Origin of the sequence: Achromobacter sp. 2789STDY5608615 (assembly GCF_001298995.1) — a bacterium.
Taxonomy (GTDB): domain Bacteria; phylum Pseudomonadota; class Gammaproteobacteria; order Burkholderiales; family Burkholderiaceae_B; genus Achromobacter; species Achromobacter insuavis.
In genome coordinates, this window is the sequence record NZ_CYTY01000015.1 from 145,195 (window position 1) to 162,745 (window position 17,551).

General features: G+C 68.7%; 18 protein-coding genes. 3 read left to right on the top strand and 15 right to left on the bottom strand.

All coding sequences use genetic code 11. From position 1 onward, the window contains the following. The 3 genes from AOZ49_RS32530 to AOZ49_RS15420 all read right to left on the bottom strand — a co-directional run. Positions 1 to 1,041 (bottom strand): TonB-dependent siderophore receptor (locus AOZ49_RS32530; RefSeq protein WP_197286732.1); only part of this gene is annotated, 1,041 nt, incomplete at its 3' end. Positions 1,042 to 1,088: 47 nt separating this feature from the next. Further along, positions 1,089 to 2,048, bottom strand: coding sequence for a FecR domain-containing protein (locus AOZ49_RS15415; protein WP_054476240.1), 960 nt, complete (start codon positions 2,046 to 2,048; stop codon positions 1,089 to 1,091). Then, positions 2,045 to 2,527, bottom strand: coding sequence for a sigma-70 family RNA polymerase sigma factor (locus tag AOZ49_RS15420; RefSeq protein WP_054428895.1), 483 nt, complete (start codon positions 2,525 to 2,527; stop codon positions 2,045 to 2,047). Before AOZ49_RS15420 ends, AOZ49_RS15415 begins: the two co-directional genes overlap by 4 nt. Positions 2,528 to 2,679: 152 nt before the next feature. On the opposite strand from AOZ49_RS15420, the gene AOZ49_RS15425 reads away from it, so the two are divergent. Beyond that, entirely contained in the window at positions 2,680 to 3,777 is a 1,098-nt protein-coding gene (locus AOZ49_RS15425; RefSeq protein WP_054476241.1) for an alpha/beta fold hydrolase, read from the top strand. Between the two features lie 45 nt (positions 3,778 to 3,822). On the opposite strand, the gene AOZ49_RS15430 is transcribed toward AOZ49_RS15425, so the two are convergent. The 11 genes from AOZ49_RS15430 to AOZ49_RS15480 all read right to left on the bottom strand — a co-directional run bounded on the left by AOZ49_RS15430 (position 3,823) and on the right by AOZ49_RS15480 (position 14,872). Beyond that, positions 3,823 to 6,090, bottom strand: a complete 2,268-nt coding sequence (locus AOZ49_RS15430; RefSeq protein WP_054476246.1) for an FdhF/YdeP family oxidoreductase — start codon at positions 6,088 to 6,090, stop codon at positions 3,823 to 3,825. 10 nt (positions 6,091 to 6,100) lie between these two features. After that, positions 6,101 to 7,408, bottom strand: a complete 1,308-nt coding sequence (locus AOZ49_RS15435) for a chloride channel protein (RefSeq protein ID WP_054476253.1) — start codon at positions 7,406 to 7,408, stop codon at positions 6,101 to 6,103. 171 nt (positions 7,409 to 7,579) lie between these two features. After that, positions 7,580 to 8,539, bottom strand: a complete 960-nt coding sequence (locus AOZ49_RS15440) for an ABC transporter substrate-binding protein (RefSeq protein ID WP_054428891.1) — start codon at positions 8,537 to 8,539, stop codon at positions 7,580 to 7,582. A gap of 9 nt (positions 8,540 to 8,548) precedes the next feature. After that, entirely contained in the window at positions 8,549 to 9,376 is an 828-nt protein-coding gene (locus tag AOZ49_RS15445) for an ABC transporter permease (protein WP_054476256.1), read from the bottom strand. Beyond that, positions 9,373 to 10,167 carry an ABC transporter ATP-binding protein gene (locus AOZ49_RS15450; protein ID WP_054428889.1) on the bottom strand — a complete coding sequence of 265 codons (795 nt, stop codon included), beginning with the start codon at positions 10,165 to 10,167 and terminating at the stop codon, positions 9,373 to 9,375. Before AOZ49_RS15450 ends, AOZ49_RS15445 begins: the two co-directional genes overlap by 4 nt. Positions 10,168 to 10,178: 11 nt before the next feature. Further along, positions 10,179 to 10,730 carry a carboxymuconolactone decarboxylase family protein gene (locus AOZ49_RS15455; RefSeq protein WP_054428888.1) on the bottom strand — a complete coding sequence of 184 codons (552 nt, stop codon included), beginning with the start codon at positions 10,728 to 10,730 and terminating at the stop codon, positions 10,179 to 10,181. A gap of 135 nt (positions 10,731 to 10,865) precedes the next feature. Then, positions 10,866 to 11,273, bottom strand: a complete 408-nt coding sequence (locus AOZ49_RS15460) for a VOC family protein (protein WP_054476258.1) — start codon at positions 11,271 to 11,273, stop codon at positions 10,866 to 10,868. Positions 11,274 to 11,340: 67 nt separating this feature from the next. Then, positions 11,341 to 11,979, bottom strand: coding sequence for a lysozyme inhibitor LprI family protein (locus tag AOZ49_RS15465; RefSeq protein WP_231690349.1), 639 nt, complete (start codon positions 11,977 to 11,979; stop codon positions 11,341 to 11,343). 67 nt (positions 11,980 to 12,046) lie between these two features. Then, the gene (locus tag AOZ49_RS15470) at positions 12,047 to 13,267 is read right to left on the bottom strand and encodes a multidrug effflux MFS transporter (protein WP_054476260.1); all 1,221 of its coding nucleotides are present in this window, start codon (positions 13,265 to 13,267) and stop codon (positions 12,047 to 12,049) included. Further along, positions 13,264 to 13,872, bottom strand: coding sequence for a TetR/AcrR family transcriptional regulator (locus tag AOZ49_RS15475; RefSeq protein WP_054428884.1), 609 nt, complete (start codon positions 13,870 to 13,872; stop codon positions 13,264 to 13,266). The genes AOZ49_RS15470 and AOZ49_RS15475 overlap by 4 nt, the downstream gene beginning before the upstream one ends. Before the next feature lie 145 nt (positions 13,873 to 14,017). Beyond that, positions 14,018 to 14,872 carry an oxidoreductase gene (locus AOZ49_RS15480; RefSeq protein ID WP_054428883.1) on the bottom strand — a complete coding sequence of 285 codons (855 nt, stop codon included), beginning with the start codon at positions 14,870 to 14,872 and terminating at the stop codon, positions 14,018 to 14,020. A 135-nt stretch (positions 14,873 to 15,007) separates the two neighbouring features. Here AOZ49_RS15480 and AOZ49_RS15485 point away from each other — a divergent pair, with 135 nt between their 5' ends. Continuing rightward, positions 15,008 to 15,952: a LysR family transcriptional regulator gene (locus AOZ49_RS15485; protein ID WP_054428882.1), complete on the top strand. Its 945-nt coding sequence runs from the start codon at positions 15,008 to 15,010 to the stop codon at positions 15,950 to 15,952. Between the two features lie 13 nt (positions 15,953 to 15,965). Here AOZ49_RS15485 and AOZ49_RS15490 read toward each other — a convergent pair whose 3' ends face one another. Continuing rightward, positions 15,966 to 16,586 (bottom strand): TetR/AcrR family transcriptional regulator, encoded by a 621-nt coding sequence (locus AOZ49_RS15490; RefSeq protein WP_054428881.1) that lies wholly within the window; start codon positions 16,584 to 16,586, stop codon positions 15,966 to 15,968. Positions 16,587 to 16,726: 140 nt separating this feature from the next. On the opposite strand from AOZ49_RS15490, the gene AOZ49_RS15495 reads away from it, so the two are divergent. Then, a partial coding sequence (locus AOZ49_RS15495) for an ABC transporter transmembrane domain-containing protein (RefSeq protein WP_197286733.1) occupies positions 16,727 to 17,551 on the top strand: 825 nt, incomplete at its 3' end.

Genomic DNA, 17,551 nt, shown 5'->3' on the forward strand with positions numbered 1-17,551 from the left:
CGTGACCGTGAAAGGGCTTGTCGGCAGGCGGCCCTGCGAATACTGCAGGCCCAGTTCGATGCGCGTCGTACCGTCGTCCCACGCGGCAGAGGGAGCAAGGTAGGTTTCACGCAACCCCCGGTACCCCGCGGTATTGCCGTCCGCCCGGGTGGTCGAAAGAATCAGGCGGTACTGCAGGCGGGTGTTGTCGGGCGCGGTGCCGGCGACATCCATCGACACTCCCGCGCGGCCCCGGGATCCGGCCTCCGCGCGGATTTCCCGGACGGACTCGGCCTGCGGGCGCTTCAGCATGACGTTGACCACGCCGCCGTGGGTGATATCGCCCATCGCCGCCGAGTCAATACCCTTGAGCACTTCCACCCGTTCCACGCCGATGGCGGGGATACGGAAGCCGAACTGTGGCGCGATGCCGTCCAGCAGAAGGCGCGAGCCGTAGCCGCGCATGTCGTAGGCGTCGTTGTCAAAGCCGTAGAACTGCGGGTTGTTGCTGACGCCCGGCACGTTGCGCAGCAGATCGAAGAGCGTTTGGGGCTGCTGGTCTTCGATGATCTGCCGGGTCAGTATGTGGATGGATTGGGGGATCTGTTTGATCGGCGTGTCGGTTCCGGTGGCCAGAGTGCTTGTCGACGCGGCATAGCCTTCGTCAGGCGGAATGCCCTCGACCTGCACCGGACGCAACGTGGCAGCCCCCGAAACGCCGTCCTCTGCCGCTGCGGTGGTCCGCAATACATAGCCGGCCTGTCCCAATGCCGTCGCGGTCAGGCCGGTACCGCGCAACAATTCCGCGAACGCCGCATCGACGGTGTAGGCGCCGGACAGGCCAGGGCTGTGCTTGTCCCGTATCAGCGCGGGATCGTAGGACAGGGAGAGATCGGCGGCATTGGCGAATCGATCCAGCGCGGCCGACAGCGGCCCGGCGGGAATGGAAAAGACCGCAGGCCCAGGGATGGCCGCTCGCGGTTGGGCGTGACCGATGGCTGGCAGGGCACAGGCTGTCGCCAGGAAACTGGCGAGCAGGACCAGCCTCAGCGGTAGCCTCAAGGGTGGCAGTGCCGCGGCGGGCCGGCAGGAACGCATGCGGCCTCGGCCTAGCGGGGACCGACCGTGACCCAGTAGGCGGTGCGCCGCGTGACGCGGACCGGCAGCGCCTCGGCCAGCAACCGCAACGCAAGGTCCGTATCGTCCAGGCGGTACGTTCCCGAAACGGGCAGCGCCGCCACGTCGGGGTCGCAGCGCAGGATGCCCGGCCGGTAGCGTCCCAGTTCCTCGATCAATTGTCCCAGCGGCACGTTGTCGACCTGGATGCGCTTTTGCAGCCAGAGCGGATCGGCCTGAGAGAGTGAACGCGCCGGCGGTTGCACCTGGTTCCGCGTGAACGTCGTTTTCCATCCGGCCTGCAGAACCTGTGCCGAGGTCGCGGAATCTTTCGGGGTGATCTCCACCGCGCCCTCGAAAACGGCGACCTGCTCTTCGCGGTCGCCCAACTGCACTTCGAAACGTGTGCCCAGGGCGCGCACCTGTCCAAACCGGGTCTGTACCAGGAACGGCCGGGGCGGCTGGGCGCTGTCGGCGGCCGTGACGATGTAGGCCCTGCCCGCCACGACTTGCACGCTGCGACGCTGATCGTCGTAGACGACATTGGCCGCGCTGGCGGTGTCCAGTGTCAAGGTGCCGCCGTCCGGCAGCGCGATCAGGCGCTGTTCGCCGGTGCTGGAGCGGTACTCGGCATTCCAGGCTTGCCAGGGCAGGCGGGTGACCACGTAGCCCGTCGGCGCGGCAAGCAAAAGGAACGCAAGTGTCTTGAGCGCCGTCCGTCTTGCCGCGGCCTTGGGCGCGTTCAACGCAGCGCGGCCGACGCTTCCCGGCACGGTCTGCAGCTTCGCCGTCAGCGATTCCGTCAGGTGCGCGTACTTGCGGTGTTCGTCGCTTTGCTGCGTCCATTGACGCCAGGCCGTCCAGTCGGCCTCGGTGGCGCCTTCGTCGGAAAGCCGCATCATCCAGGTCGCCGCTTCCTGGATCAGGTTGGCTCGGGTCGTTGCTTGTGTCATGTCAGAGTGGCCAGGCATTGAGCGAAACCCATCACCATGTAACGCTTCACGGTGCTAAGCGATACGTTCAGCTTGTCGGCAATTTCCTGGTAGGTCAGTCCATCGACCTGGGACATCAGAAAGGCCTCTCGGGCCTTGCCCGGAAGTTTACTCAGCATGGCATCGATCTCGAACAGGCGCTCCAGGATTTCCGCCTGGGACTCGACTGAAGGAACGTAGTCTTCGGGTTCAAGCGCGAGTGCATCCAGGTACGTTTGCTCGATCGCCTTGCGGCGATACCAATGCGCGACCAGGCCCTTGGCGACCACGGTGAGGTAGGCCCGAGGCTCGTTCAGTTCCTCGGCGGGAGGCTTGGTCAATACGCGTTCGAACGTATCGTGTGCCAGGTCGGCGGCGGTGTCCGGGTTGCCAAGGCGCTTTCTGAGCCAAGCCTTCAGCCAGGAATGATTCTGTTCGTATAGCTCCGCGAATTTGCGCATGGAAAAATGCCAAAAAAAAGCGGCGGGTGCTGATTCCGGGTGGCAAAGCGTAGCATGTAGCCATACCGGTTCGCCAGCACTCGTGGCAAACAGGAGACGGGGGCATAATCCCTGCCAATCGTCAGTCTTCGCAGTCGACCAGGAGTGGACCCATGAGAGCGGCAAAGTTCCTTTCGGTTATCAAATGGAGCCTGTTGTGCGGCCCGCTGCTGCTGGCGGCGGCCGGCTGTGGCACGCGCCAGGCCGCGCCTGTCGCGCCTGTCGCACCCAAGGCGTCGAAGCTGGAGGCGCCCGTGAAACACGTGGCGGACCAGGCGCTGGCGGTCAAGGGCGCCGCCGGAGAAGGCGCGTTGCCGCTCTATGCCTCCGCCGATATCCATGCGCCGGCGCCGACGATCTCGACGGTGATGATCGTGATCCATGGCACGCTGCGCAACGCGGACACGTACTTCGGCACCGGCAAGGAGATCGTGGCGGGGGCGGGCCGGTCGGCGGGCGGCGTGATGGTCGTCGCGCCCCAGTTCCTGACCGCGCCGGATGTCGAGAAATTCTCGATGCCGGCGCGGACCCTGAGGTGGTCCCAGGAGGGCTGGAAAAGCGGCGAACCGGCCATCGGTCCGGCGCCGCTCAGCTCGTTCGAGGCGATCGACGCGCTGCTGGATCACTTCGCGGACAAGAAGCGTTATCCCGCCCTGAAGCGCGTGGTCGTGATGGGGCATTCCGCGGGCGCGCAGATCCTGCAACGCTATGCGGCCGTGGGGCGGGGCGGCGCCGCATTGGCGCGGCGCGGCATCCCGCTGCGCTACGTGGTCGCCAATCCCTCCAGCTACGTGTACTTCAGCGATGACCGCCCCGCGTTGCCGGCCGGCGGCGCCTGTCCCGCCGCGACCAGATGGAAGTACCAGCTCGAAGGCGGTCCGCCTTATGTCGCCTCGCAGGACCCCGCGGCGGTGGAATCGAGATACGCCGCGCGGAACGTGGTGTACCTGCTGGGCCAGGCGGACACCGATCCCTACACCCACTTCATCGACCGCTCCTGCGGCGGCATGGCGCAAGACCCCAACCGGCTGGAGCGGGGCCGCGCCTATTTCGATTACCTGACGCGCAGGCATCCCGCCGGCTTGAACCAGAAGGTCGTGGAAGTGCCGGGCGTGGGCCATGACAACCTGGGGATGTTCACCTCGGCATGCGGCATCGCGGTGCTGTTCGACCGACCGCTGCCGGCGAGCTGCCCGGTGGTCGGGCGATGAGATCAGGGGCGCCCGCCTGCGCTGGTGCGCGCGGCGGGCAAGGCGTCACGCGGCCTTCCTGATCACCACCGGAATCGACTTGTAGCTGGGCGTGCCGCTCTGCTTGTCCTGGTAGTCCAGCGGGCACAGGTTGTTGGCCTCGGGGTAGTAGGCGCCGACCGAGCCGGGCGCGATGTCGTAGGCGATCGCGGTCAGTTGCAGGTGGCGGTGCTCCTGGCCCGGCAGGCCGCTGTGCAGGTCCACCTTGTCGCCGTGCTTCAGGCCGTGGCGCGCCAGGTCGTCGGCATGCATGAACAGCACGTCGCGCCGGCCGAAGACGCCGCGGTAGCGGTCGTCCAGGCCGTAGATGGTGGTGTTGTACTGGTCGTGGCTGCGCAGCGTGGTCAACGTCAGCGCGCCCGTCGCGACCGCGCCCGGATCCTCTTGCAGGCCCTTGAACGGCAGGAACTCGGCCTTGCCCGACTTCGTCTTCCAGATGCGTTCGGTGGGCGGCAGCGACAGGCGGAATCCGCCCGGCTTGAGGATGCGTTCGTTGTAGCCGCGAAAGTCCGGGTAGACCTTTTCGATCAGGTCACGGATGCGGCTGTAGTCCTCGACCAGGTGGAGCCACGGCACGCGCGTGTCCGGTAGCGTCGCCGCCGCCATGCCGGCGATGATGGCGGGTTCGGACCGCAGGTGTTCGGAGGCCGGCGCGAGCTTGCCGCGCGAGGCGTGCACCATCGACATCGAGTCCTCGACGGTGATGGACTGCGCGCCGCTGGCCTGCACGTCGCTTTCGGTGCGGCCCAGCACCGGCAGGATGATGGCGTCGCGGCCGATCAGCAGGTGCGAGCGGTTCAGCTTGGTGTTCATGTGCACCGCCAGGTCCAGCCGGCGCATGCCCGTCTCGCATTGTTCGGTGTCGGACAGCGCCATGGCGATATTGCCGCCCAGGCAGATCAGCACGCGGGCGTCGCCGTTCACCATCGCCTTCATGGCGTCGACCGCGTCGTGCCCGTGGCGCTCGGGCGGCCGGAAACCGAAGGTCTTCTCGATGTTGTCGAACATCACCGGGTCGATCTTCTCGGTGATGCCGACGGTGCGGTTGCCCTGCACGTTGGAGTGGCCGCGCAGCGGGCAGATGCCGGCGCCCGGCCGGCCGAAGTTGCCGCGCATGAGCAGCAGCGCGGCGATCTGCTGCACGTTCTGGGTGCCGCGCGCATGCTGGGTGATGCCCATGCCGTAGGTCACGATGGTGGCGTTGGACTTGGCGTAGGCCGCGGCGACCTGCTCCAGGTTGGCGCGCGTCAGTCCGCTGGCGCGCTCGATGTCGGCCCACGCGGTGGCGTCCAGGTCCTCGACGTAGGCGTCGAAGCCGTGGGTGTGTTCGGCGATGAAGGCGTGGTCGATCGCGCCGGGCGCCTGCCGGTCCAGCGTCAGCAGCGCCTTCATGATGCCCTTGAGCGCGGCGGCGTCCCCGCCCACGCGCACCTGGTAGTACGTGGACGCGATGCGGGTCGAGCCCAGCGTGCCCATCTCGATGGGGTTCTGCGGATCGGCGAAGCGTTCCAGCGCGCGCTCGCGCAGCGGGTTGAAGACGATGATGGGCACGCCGCGGCGGGCGCATTCGTGCAGCGTGCCCATCATGCGCGGATGGTTCGTGCCGGGGTTGTGGCCCATCGAGATGATCAGGTCGCAGGTGTCGAAGTCGTCCAGCGACACCGTGCCCTTGCCGATGCCGATGGTCTGCGGCAGCCCGACGCTGGTGGCCTCGTGGCACATGTTCGAGCAATCGGGGAAATTGTTGGTGCCGTACTCGCGGGCGTACAGGCTGAACAGGAACGCCGCTTCGTTCGAGGCGCGGCCCGAGGTGTAGAACTCGACCGAATCCGGATCGGGCAGGCTGGAGAGGGTGCGCCCGATGTGCTGGAACGCGGCGTCCCATTCAATCGGCTGATAGGTGTCGGTGGCGGCGTCGTAGCGCAGCGGGTGTGTCAGCCGGCCGGCGTCTTCCAGGTCGTGATCGGACCAGGTCAGCAGCTCGGTCACGGTGTGCGCGGCGAAGAATTCCGGCGTCACGCGTTTCTTGGTGGCTTCCCAGGTCACGGCCTTGGCGCCGTTTTCGCAGAACTGGAAGGTCGAGGTGTGGGCCTTGTCCGGCCATGCGCAGCCCGGGCAGTCGAAGCCGTCCGGCTTGTTGGTGCGAAACAGCAGCACCGGCGCTTCGGCGATCCGCATCTGGTCCGCGATGGCTTGCGCGGTGGCCTTGAGCGCGCCCCAGCCGCCGGCGGGCGCGTCGTAGCGTTGGATGCCGGTCAGGTTGCGTGATGTCATGTGAGCCTCTTCATGTCGAGCCGCGCAGCGGCGCGCCGGCCGCTGCCGGCGTCCGGGCGGTCCGGGCCGCGCAAAAATGGTGGGTGGCGGTGGCGCCGGCCACCGCCAGGATCATCGGCACCAGGAACCCCTGGTCCACGCGCGTGAATTCCAGGAGCAGGACGGTGGCCGTCAGCGGCATGCGCATCGAGGCCGCCAGGAAGGCCGCCGCGCCCACCACGGCGTAGGCGCCGGGCGGCGCGTCGGGCCAGATCAGGTTCCAGGCGCCGCCCAGCACCACCGCCAGCAGGGCGCCGATGGCGATGCCCGGCGTCAGCAGGCCGCCGGACGCGCCGGCGCGCAGCGAACCGCTGGTGATCGCCACCTTCAACACCAGCAGCAGGGCCGCCATGCCCAGGGTCAGTTCGCTGCTGAAGCCCAGCTGGGCCGGGCCCTTGCCGTTGCCCAGCAGCGCCGGCAGGAAGACCGCCAGGACGCCGATCAGCGTGAAGTTCACCAGTGCCGCCAGCGGCAGCCGCCAGCCGCGCGCCGCCTGGCGCCGCGCGGCCGATGTCAGTTGCACGAAAGCGTGCGCCGCCACGCCGAAGACCGGCCCGGCCAGCACCGCCCAGACGATCAGGCTGGCGCCCGCCGTCATCGGCGGCACCGCGTATTGGATTTCGTTGCCCAGCCCGATCCAGGCGACGACGGCGCCGATGCAGCACGTGGCCAGCGCCACGGCCGCCGCGGGCCACGCGAACGTGCCCAGCAATACTTCCAGCACGAACAGCGCCGCGCCCAGCGGCACGTTGTACACGGCGGCCAGGCCCGCGCCCGCGCCGCACGCGACGATCAACCGGCGCTGGTCGGGCGGCAGGCGCAGCCATGCCGATACGCCGCCGGCCGCCAGCGCGCCGACCTCGCGCGGCGCCACTTCGCGCCCCAGGGGCGATCCCAGCCCGACGGTCACGATCTGCAGCAGGGCATGCGCCAGGGTGGTCCTGGCCGGCATGCGGGCGGCGGGGTCCTGCACCGCCTGTGTCACGCTGACCAGCGGCCGTCCGAAGCGGTAGACCAGCCACCAGCCGCCGCCGGCCACCAGGCCGCACAGCATCAACACCGCCAGGCGGCGGACGTCGCTGGCGGCTTCGACGCCCTGGAGGAAGGTTTCGGTCCCGACGATGCGGTCCAGGCTGTAGCCGTACGCCAGGTGCTGCACGGCGTGCAGCAACATGCCCAGCAGCATGCCGCCCAGGCCGGCGGTCAGGCCGGTCAGGAGGATGGCGAGCAGGAATCGGGGGCGGGATGCGGGGGGATCGTCAGCCGGCGCTTCATTCATACCAGGATGGGCTCCTGTCGACGGCGAGCGGCGGGGGCCCGCTTTCGATTGATGATGATGGACTGTAGGCCGGGTGGCGTCAACGAATTGTTAAGAGCCGGCGGGGGCAGGCCGCCGGCGGGATCGCCGGCCCGCATCCGCGCCCGGCGGCGGGCTCGGCGCCGCCAGCGCTCAGTAGGCCTTGCCCGCGATGCGGTTGGCCCAGTCCAGGTCCAGCCAGCGCGGATCGGCGGGGATCTTGTCCAGGTTGCCCAGGTCCACCTGCGTCTGCAGCGCATCGGTCAGCGCCTGCGGCGGGATGGCCACGGAGTCGGCGAACACGCCGTCCTCGATCAGGCGCGTCACCGACTTGCGCACCACCTCGGGCGGCAGGTTGGGGAACAGCTTCAGGCCGCTCTGCACCGCCGCCTCGGGATCCTTGCGGATGGCCTTGAGCGCGCGGTCCAGTCCCGAGACCAGCTTCTGCGACACCTTGGGGTCGATATCCTGCCGGGTCGAGATGGCCGAGAAGGTGTAGGGGCCGATCTCGCGCGAGAAGGCGGACACCACCTTGTAGCCCTGGGCCTCGGCCTGCGAGGCGCCCGGCTCGTACAGCACGGCGCAGTCGGCCTGGCCGGCCGCCAGCGGGCCGACCTCGTTGCCCAACGGCACTTCCAGCAGGTTCAGGTCGCGCTTCGGATCGAGGCCGGCCTTGCGGACGATCTTCAGGAAGGCCGAGGTGCTGGTGGTCGGCATGGCGCCGGTGGCGACCGTGGCGCCCTTCAGGCTGGTGAAGTCCTTGAAGGCGAAGGAGGACTTGCACGTCAGCCAGACGCCCAGGCGGTTGAGCGTGCCGCCCACGACCTTGACGGGCGCGCCGCGGCCGAACGAGATGGCGGTCCATTCGGGGCCATGCAGCGAGAAGTCGGCGCTCCTGGAGATGACCGCGGCCAGGGCGTTGGTCGAGGACGAGGCGACGTCGATGCGTACGTCCAGGCCTTCTTCCTTGAAATAGCCGTGCTCTTCGGCGAAGTACACCGGCAGGTAGAAGACCGACTTGAACGCCGCGGACACCACGGCTTTGTCGTTGGCGTGGGCGGCCAGGCTGAAAAGAGACAGGGCGGCGGCGAGCGCCAGGCGGGTACGCTTCATGGGGCGGGATCAGAGTTTGAATTGGGTGGCGTAGGTCTGGTCTTTCCAGCGCAGCAGTCGTTTCTCGGCGATGTCCACGCCGGCGTAGAGCACGAAGCCCAGCAGCATGAGCGTGAAGATGCCGACCCAGACCGTGTTCAGGTCATACAGCGACGAGGCCACGAAGATGACGTGGCCGATGCCGTACTTGGACGAAATGAATTCGCCCACCACGGTGCCGACCAGCGCGAAGCCGATATTGATGCGGAAGGTGCTGATGATGTAGGGCAGGGCGGCGGGCACCACCACCTTGCCGAACACCTGGCCCTTGGTGGCGCCCAGCGACACCATCATGCGCTGGATGTCCGGGTCGGTGTCCTTGGCGGCCTGGAAGGCGGCCAGCAGCGCGACGATGGCGGTCAGCGAGATCGACAGCGCCACCTTGGAGATGACGCCGGTGCCGAACCACAGGATGACCAGCGGGGCGAAGGCGATCTTGGGAACGCTGTTGATGGCCACCAGGATCGGCTCCACTACCTTGGCGGCGTAGGGCGAATACCACAGCGACAGGCCGGGCACGGTCCCCAGGGCGGTGCCGACCACGAAGCCCAGGGCCGACGCCCACAGCGTGTAGGCCGCATGTTCGGCCAGTTCGCCGGAGCGGATCAGCTTCCAGGCGGCGTCCACCACGCCGGCCGGCGAGCCGAACAGGAAGCCGTTGATGTAGCCCGCGCGCACGCCCAGTTCCCAGCTGCCGAACAGGATGACCAGGATGGCGAGCTGGGCGACCAGCACGGGCGGGCGCAAGCGGCGCGGACGCGGCGCGGCGGGCGCGGGCGTGGACAGGGTGGCGCTCATGCGGCCTCCGCCTGCCCGGTCTGGATGTCCAGTTCCTGGCAGAGGGTGTCGAAATAGGAAGAGAAGCGCGGATCGCGCCGCGCCGCCAGCGGCGATGCCTGCGCGCCCAGCGCGATGTCATGGACGCGCTTGAGGCGGCCGGGCCGGGCGCTCAGGACGAAGATGCGTTGCGACAGCGCGATGGCTTCGTCGATGTCGTGCGTCACCAGCACCACGGTCTTGCCCTGCCTGCGCGCCGTGTCGGCGAGCATGGTTTCCAGGAACAGGCGCGTCTGGTAGTCCAGGGCGGAGAAGGGTTCGTCCAGCAGCAGCACGTCGGGATCGGGCAGCAGCGTGCGGGCCAGCGCCACGCGCTGCCGCATGCCGCCCGACAGGGCCTTGGGGTAGCTGTCCTGGAACTGCAGCAGGCCGAAGGTGTGCAGGTATTCGCGGGCGCGCTCGACCGATTCGGCGCGCGGCGTGCCGCGCACTTCCAGCCCGACGATCACGTTGTCCAGAACCGTGCGCCAGGGCATCAGCAGGTCGCGCTGCAGCATGTAGCCGACGCGGCCGCGCAGGTCGGCCACCGGCTTGCCATCGAGCGCGATGCTGCCGCTGTCGGGCTCCAGCAGGCCGGTGAGGATGTTGAACAGGGTGGATTTGCCGCAGCCCGAGGGGCCTATGATGCTGACGAATTCGCCGCTGGCGGCCTCCAGGCTGATGTCGTCCAGCACCTGCACGCTGCCCTGGTCGCCATGGAAATGCTTGCTGATGCCGCGGACCTGCAGCTTGGGAACGGAAACGCTCGACATGCGGGACCCGCTCAGGTGGACGACAGTTCGAAAGCCACCACGTCTTCGGCCGGCACTTCCAGGGCTTCGTTGAATCGCTTGAAGAAACTGCACAGCGCGATGCGGATCGTCAATTCGACCACGCCGGCTTCGTCGTAATAGCGGCTGACGCGGGCGCGCAGTTCGTCGCTGATGCGCGCGGCGTCCAGCGTCACCGCCACGGCGTAGTCGCGCACGGCCAGATCATGGTCGTCCAGGCCCGGCACCTGCGGTTCCAGCAGGCGGTCGATGGCCTCCTGCGAAATGCCCTGCGACGCCAGCTTGGGTTCATGCAGCGCCACGCAGTAGTGGCAGGCATGCGCCTTGGAGGCGGCCAGCAAGGCGATTTCGAGATGGCGCGGCGAAATCAGGCCATCCTTCTTGGACGCGACGAGATAGGAGAACAGATGCCTGAGCGCCGGCGGCCGCGGCAGGAACGCGCCAAGCATGTTGGCGTAGGGGCCGTAGTCTTTGAGCAGCTGTTGGTAGAGGGCGGCGGTGTCGGGATCGAGCTTGCTCGGATCCGGGGGAGAAAGGCGGGACACGATGGATACGGTGATTGACTGACGCCTGCATCCTAGCCAGCGCGGCGCGCCGGGAGAAATACATATGTCCCATATTCATATAACCGCCGCGGCCGCGGCGGTCATATGAACTCCGTTATCGCGATATGTGATACCTCAACGCCGGGGAAGATCCCCGCGATACACGACATGGATCTTGTTGCCGTCGGGATCGCGCAGATAGGCGCCGTAGTAGCCGTCGCCGTAATGCGGCCGGAGACCGGGAGCGCCCTCATCCGCGCCGCCCGCGGCCAGGCCGGCGGCATGGGCGCGGTCCACTGCCTGTGCGTCGGGTGCGAGGAAAGCCACCATGCTGCCGTTGCCGGCGCTCGGGGGTTGCCCGTTGAACGGCGCATAGGCATAGAAGCGCGGCAATGTCGCGCCGGGAACGATCCAGCAGCGCGATGCGGGACCGCCGTCCGGCGTGACCGGCCGCTGGCGCAGGCCGAGCGGCTCGAGGATGGCGTCGTAGAAGTCCGAGGCGCGCGCCAGGTCGCTGACGCCGACGGTGATATGACTGAACATGATGCGTGCTCCTTGCGTGTTGTCGTTGGTCAGCGCACCGCGAACCAGTCCTCGCCCAGGCTGCCGTTCATGCCGCAGAAGGGCGGGCCGAAGCCGTCCTGCTTGACGCCGGGGGGGGCGGTATCTCGCGGGCCGCCAGCACCGCGCCGCGGCGCGTCAGCGACAGCACCCAGGGCGGGCCATCCTGGTAGGTGACGTGCAGGCTGTCGCCGGAGACGACCCCCTTGCCGCTCAGGTCGCAGACCCAGCGGCCGTTGTAGGGCTGGGCCGAGTTGGCTTCCACGAACAACTGGCCATCGGAGCCCTGCTTGATCTCGATTTCGCCTTCGATGTTCTTCCACTTGCCGACGAAGCCGGCGGGTGGCTGCGGGTTGATGGCCTTCAGGAACGCCAGGCGGGACCGCATGCTGGCGCCGATCGCCTTGGCCGGCGTGCTGCCGGAGTAGGGGTCGGCATAGATCTGGTCGCGCACCGCCAGGAAGTAGCGCTGGTCGTTGGTCAGCGACTTGGCGGCCTCGGCGTCGAGCTTGCCGCGTACCGCTTTGTATTGCTGCGCGATGGCCGCGTCCTGGTCTGCCAGCGCCGAGTTGGCGCATAGGGATTTTTCGACGGGGGTGGTGGCTTTGGCGCAGTTGAAGGAGGGGCTGGCTGCGGTGGCGCTGCCTGCCACGGCGAGGGCCGCGGCAGAGACCAGATGACGGATCATGGAATGAAGCTCTCCGGATTGCGTGAACGTTCGGCCGGCATCGTTGGCGCCGGGAAGCCGGCTCAGTTTACCGGTGCTGCGATTTGGCCGGCGCCATGGCGATCATGCACAGGCCCGCGGCCAGCGCGCCGCAGGCGCAGATCGCCAGCGGCAGCAGCGCGGGCCCTTGCGGCGCCAGGCTGACGGAGTAGCCGATGGCGGCCGACATCAGGTAGTGCAGCGTGCCCATCAGCGCCGACGCCACGCCCGCCTGCTTGCCGGCGTGGCTCATGGTCAGGGCGGTGAGGTTGCCGAAGACCAGCCCGAGCGCGCCGACGGCGACGGCCAGCAGGCCCGCGTACACGGCGAACGACGCCTGGCCGGCCCGCGCCGGCAGGAACAGGACCAGCCCCGCCAGCGCGTGTGCCGCGATGCCGGCCAGCAGGATGGCAGCGGCGGAGCGTCTTTGGTCAAGCAGCCGGTTGCTGATCATGCCGCCCAGCACCAGCGCCACCGAGTTGCCGGCGAACAGATAGCTGAACTGCGTGGCGCTCAGCCCGAAGTGGCCGGTGAACACGAAGGCCGACGCGCTGATGTAGTTGAACAGCGACCCCAGGATGAAGCCGCCGGCCAGCGTATAGGCCATGAAGGCCGGATGCCGCAGCTGCCGGCCATAGGCGCGCAGGATGGCGCCGGCATGCAGCGGCGCGCGGCGCTCGGCCGGCAGCGAGTCGGGCAGCGCGCGCCAGCCCCACGCCAGTCCGGCCGCGCCCAGGCCCGCCAACACCCAGAAGATGCCGCGCCAGCCGCCATGCGCGAGCAGGCTGCCGCCCAGGATCGGCGCGGCGATGGGGGCGATCATCATGACCTGCATCAAGAGCGAGAAGATGCGCGCCGACTCGGCCACGCCGCACAGGTCGGCGACGATGGCGCGCGGCGTCACCAGGCCCGCCGCCGCGCCCAGCGCCTGCACGAAGCGGGCGGCCAGCAGCCATTCCACCGTCGGCGCGAGGGCCGCCATCACCGAGCCCGCGACGAAGATGGCCACGCCGGCCAGCAGCGGCAGGCGGCGGCCGTAGCGGTCCAGCAGCGGGCCGTACAGGGCCTGGCCGATGGCCAGCCCCGCCAGGAATACGGAAAGCGTCTGCTGGATGCGTCCGGCCGATACGCCGAAGTCCTCGGCGATGGCGGGCATGCCCGGCAGGTACATGTCGATCGCCATGGCGTCGAGCGCGGTCAGCAGCGCCAGCAGCAGGATCAGGCCGGCGCCGATCAGGCCGCCGCGTTGGGTCGTGGCGGCGCCGCTCATGCCGCGCGCTCCGGCCCGATGGCGTGCGCCAAGGCGTCGGCCTGCAGGCGCTGCATGGCGGCCAGCCGCTGCCCCGCCTGATCGGCATTGGTGTAGACCAGCTTGACCTGCACGGCATCGATCATGCCCAGGTAGGCCTCGGCGTAGCGCGCCGCGGCCGCCTTCGACAGACGGGCGCGCTTGCCGACCCAGGCGCGCAGCCGGGCGTCGAAGTCCGCGCGCAACTGCGCCAGATAGGTTTCGTAGTCGGCGGTGATGGCGGTCTCGAGCGTCTCGGGCGGGACGTAGCTGGCGCGCAGCAGGAAGCGCAGGTGCAGGGAGTCGCCATGGCGCCCGACCAGATGGGCGCAATAGGCGGAGCCGGGCAGGGCGTTGCCGGCCTCGGCGTCGAAGCAGTCCCGCGCCAGCTGCATTTCCAGCGCCAGCGCGTCGGTGAAGATCTCGCGGTACAGGGCGTCCTTGCTGGCGAAATGCGTATAGAGCGAGGCCTTGCGGATGCCGACGGTGTCGGCGATATCGGCGAGCGATGCGCCATCGTAGCCCTGGTTGGCGAAGTGGCCGAGCGCGGCGTCGAGGATGCGCTGGACGGAAGGGGTGCGTGTCATGGCGGGGAGGTCCTGGTCGATCCGCTGAAGGCCGGGGGCGGACGCCGTTGATGGCCGGCCTTCAGGTGGGCGGACTTTAAACTAACTACCGGTCGGTAGTCTAGTGCCTGGCACGCGGCAGGGGGGGGGGGCAGGCGCGGCGGATTCAGCCCGCGGCGAAATCGGTCGAGCGCGCCAGCGCTTCCCAGGCCTGCGTCTCGCGGGCCACGTAGGCCTGCTTGTCGGCGATGGCCGCCAGGGTGTCGCTGCCCAGCGGCAGGCGCAGCGGCGGTTCGGCGGCGTTGGCCAGTTCGACCATGGCCGCAGCCAATTTGACGGGGTCGCCGGGCTGCTGATGGTTCAGGTGCACGGCCTTCTGGCGCACCTGGCCCGACGTGGCCGCGTAGTCGGCGATCTCGCCCGGCGCGACCACCAGCGAGGTGGCATCCAGGAAGTCGGTGCGGAAGTAGCCGGGCTCGACCACGGTGGCGTGGATGCCCAGCGGCGCCAGCTCGTCGCGCAGGGCCTCGGTCAACCCCTCGACGGCGAACTTGGTCGAGCAGTACGCGCCGAAGCCGGCGCCCGAGCGGAAGCCGCCGATGGACGAGATGTTGATGACATGGCCGGCGCGGCGCGCGCGCATGGCCGGCAGCACCGCGCGGGTCACGTTGAGCAGGCCGAAGACGTTGGTGTCGTACATGCGGCGCACGTCAGCGTCGCTGGATTCCTCGACCGCGCCCAGCAGGCCGAAGCCGGCGTTGTTGACCAGCACGTCGATGCGGCCGAAGGCGTCCAGCGCGGCGGCGACCGCCGCCTGGGCCTGCTCGGGGCGGGTCACGTCCAGCGCGACCGGCAGCAGGCTGGGCGACTGGCCCAGGCGTTCGATGATGGCGGCGGTATCGCGGCCGGCGGCGACCACGGCATTGCCGTCGGCCAGGGCGGCCTTGGCGATCAGCGCGCCCAGGCCGCGCGAGGCGCCGGTGATGAACCAGACTTTCTTGAAATTCGTCGGGGTGTTCATGCGTTTCTCCTGTCAGGGGGATGGGGTGAAACGCATGGTAGAGAGCCGTGGGTGTTCCGAATAGCGGCTATTCAATAGAATGATAAACAACTTTTATTTGCCAATTGGCCGCCCCGGCCGGCCGGGAGACCCGCCATGAATGAAGTCCGCGCCCTGACCATCTTCGTGCGCACCGCCATGCTGGGCAGCCTGCGCAAGGCGGCGGTGGACCAGGGCATTTCGCCGCAGGCGGCGAGCCACGCGGTGATGCAGCTGGAGAAAGCGCTGGGCGTGCAGCTGCTGCGCCGGACCACGCGCAAGCTGAGCCTGACCGAGGCGGGACAGCGGCTGCTCGACAATGCCAGTCCGGCTCTGGGGCTGCTGTCGGACGCGCTGGCGGATGCGCGGCGCGCGGGCGACGAGATCAACGGCCCGCTGCGCATCAGCGCGCCGCGGGCGCTGATCCACTGCATGCTGTGGCAGCACGTGCTGGCGTTCGCGCGCGAATATCCCGGCGTGCAGCTCGATGTGCATTTCGATGACCGCTTCACCGATCTGGTCACCGACCGGGCCGACGTGGGTTTTCGCGGCGGCTCGCTGCCGGCGGCGGGCACCGTGGCGCGGCGGCTGGTGCCGATCCAGCTGCTGATCTGCGCGTCGCCCGACTACCTGGCGCGCCACGGCGCGCCCGCGGATATCGACGATCTGGCGCGGCATCGCTGCACCGGATACATCCACGCCAACACCGGCAAGCTCGCGCCGTGGGCATTCCAGGTCGACGGCGAGCAGGTCTACCGCGAGATCACGCCGGCGCTGTGCATGAACGATATCGACGCCGAGGCCCAGACCGTGCTGGCGGGCGAGGCCATTGGCCAGCTGGGCAGCTTCAGCGCCGTGCCGCACATCCGCGCCGGCCGGCTGGTGCCGCTGCTGCTGCGGCACGTGGTCTATCTCGAGGGCATCTACCTGTACTACGGCCGCCGCACCGAGCAGCCGCTGCGCGTGCGCACGTTCGTGGACTTCATCGTCGGGCGGCTGGAAGGGAACCGCCAGTTCTTCCTGGAGCCTGGCGAGCTGGAGCAAGGACGAAGCGGGCCGTGACAGCCCCGCCGCGTCAGGTCCGCGGCGTCTCGCTTTCCAACACCGCCAGCACGCCGATGATCAGCGCCTGCATGCCCTGATCGAGTTCCGCTTCCATCTCGGCCTCTTCGGCGGCGCGCGCCGCCTCGACCACCGGTTCCAGGCCGGCTACCGAATACACCGTGTCGGCCACCGCCATGCAATGGAACGCCACGGTCGCCAGCAGCATGCGCGCCTGTTCCCTTGAAATGCCGTAGGCATGGGCGATGTGGCGCTGGTGCCCCTCGATCTTGGCGATCATTGACGGCGTGGCCGCCAGCCGCCGGATCACGTAGGGCGTCACGCCCGGATGCGCCTTGACGAACTCGCGCACCGACGCGGTGAACACGGTCAGGTATTCCTTCAGCCCGCCGCGGTCGTTGCCGCTGGCTTGCGGGATCTGCCAGCGCTTGAAGATCTCCTCGGCGATCAGGCGCTTGAGCGCCTCCAGGCTCGGCACGTGCTTGTAGAGCGCCATGTGGCTGACGCCCAGCGCGGCGGCGACGCCGACGAAGGTGAGGTTGGGCAAGCCCATCGCTATGCCGGCGTCGGCGATCCGCTCCAGGGTGATGGTGGGCGGGCGGCCCCGCGCCGGACGGCGCTCTGGCGGGTTCATGTCTGGTCCTTGGTGGTGGCGGCGGCTATCCGTCACTTTAACCCGCGCACGATTATTTAGTTTATTGCAATGCAACTAATTCAATATTTAGTTTATAGTCATGCAAATAATTATCACCAACATCTGGGTAGTCCGATTTCATGAGCACGTCCGCAGTCGCCGCGGCCACACCTGGCCCGCTCAGGCAAGTGTTGTCCCCGATCCGCGGGCAACTGATCGCCGCGGCGGCGCTGGCCTCGGTGGGCGCCATGCTGACGCTGGCGCCGCTGGCGGGTATCGCGCACATCGCCCAGCTGCTGCTGGCCGGCCTCGATGCGGCGGATGCCGCCCAGGCGTCGCGGCGGGCCGAACTCTGGTGGGTGGCGGGCGCCAGCGTGGCTTGCCTGTTCGCCGGCATGGCGCTGGTGTCCGCCGGCGAGCTGACCGCGCATCTGGCCGACAACCGCATCACGCATCACCTGCGCCTGGCCGTGGCGCGGCGGCTGGCGCAGGCGCCGCTGGGCTGGTTCACCGGCCGCGCGTCGGGCGAGGTCAAGCAGGCGATGCAGGATGACATCGCCACGCTGCACAGCCTGACCGCGCATTTCTACACGGCGGTGGGCCGCGCGGCGGGCGCCATCGGGCTGTCGGTCATCTACCTGTTCGCGCTGGACTGGCGCATGGCGCTGGCGGCGTTGCTGCCATTTCCGGGGTTCTTCCTGTTCCTGCGCCGCGCCATGAAGGCCGGCGGCGCCGAGATGCAGACCTTCGTCACCCGGCTCGAGCGCCTGAACGGCGCGACCGTCGAGTTCGTCGGCGGGATGCCGGTGGTCAAGGCGTTCGGCGTCGATGGCAAGGCGCATCGCGGCTACCACGAGGCCGTGGATGGACTCGCCGAGGCCTTCCGCCGCTTCACGCGTCCGCTGGTGGCGGCGATGGCCCATGCGCACGCCATGATCGCCCCGGTCACGGTGCTGGGGGGGGGG

Coding starts and splice junctions, on each gene's coding strand:
- AOZ49_RS15460 (WP_054476258.1), bottom strand. CDS start 11,273: ATGTTCAGTCATATCACCGTCGGCGTCAGCGACCTGGCGCGCGCCTCG.
- AOZ49_RS15415 (WP_054476240.1), bottom strand. CDS start 2,048: ATGACACAAGCAACGACCCGAGCCAACCTGATCCAGGAAGCGGCGACC.
- AOZ49_RS15430 (WP_054476246.1), bottom strand. CDS start 6,090: ATGACATCACGCAACCTGACCGGCATCCAACGCTACGACGCGCCCGCC.
- AOZ49_RS15445 (WP_054476256.1), bottom strand. CDS start 9,376: ATGAGCGCCACCCTGTCCACGCCCGCGCCCGCCGCGCCGCGTCCGCGC.
- AOZ49_RS15440 (WP_054428891.1), bottom strand. CDS start 8,539: ATGAAGCGTACCCGCCTGGCGCTCGCCGCCGCCCTGTCTCTTTTCAGC.
- AOZ49_RS15450 (WP_054428889.1), bottom strand. CDS start 10,167: ATGTCGAGCGTTTCCGTTCCCAAGCTGCAGGTCCGCGGCATCAGCAAG.
- AOZ49_RS15425 (WP_054476241.1), top strand. CDS start 2,680: ATGAGAGCGGCAAAGTTCCTTTCGGTTATCAAATGGAGCCTGTTGTGC.
- AOZ49_RS15435 (WP_054476253.1), bottom strand. CDS start 7,408: ATGAATGAAGCGCCGGCTGACGATCCCCCCGCATCCCGCCCCCGATTC.
- AOZ49_RS15490 (WP_054428881.1), bottom strand. CDS start 16,586: ATGAACCCGCCAGAGCGCCGTCCGGCGCGGGGCCGCCCGCCCACCATC.
- AOZ49_RS15465 (WP_231690349.1), bottom strand. CDS start 11,979: ATGATCCGTCATCTGGTCTCTGCCGCGGCCCTCGCCGTGGCAGGCAGC.
- AOZ49_RS15475 (WP_054428884.1), bottom strand. CDS start 13,872: ATGACACGCACCCCTTCCGTCCAGCGCATCCTCGACGCCGCGCTCGGC.
- AOZ49_RS15485 (WP_054428882.1), top strand. CDS start 15,008: ATGAATGAAGTCCGCGCCCTGACCATCTTCGTGCGCACCGCCATGCTG.
- AOZ49_RS15470 (WP_054476260.1), bottom strand. CDS start 13,267: ATGAGCGGCGCCGCCACGACCCAACGCGGCGGCCTGATCGGCGCCGGC.
- AOZ49_RS15420 (WP_054428895.1), bottom strand. CDS start 2,527: ATGCGCAAATTCGCGGAGCTATACGAACAGAATCATTCCTGGCTGAAG.
- AOZ49_RS15480 (WP_054428883.1), bottom strand. CDS start 14,872: ATGAACACCCCGACGAATTTCAAGAAAGTCTGGTTCATCACCGGCGCC.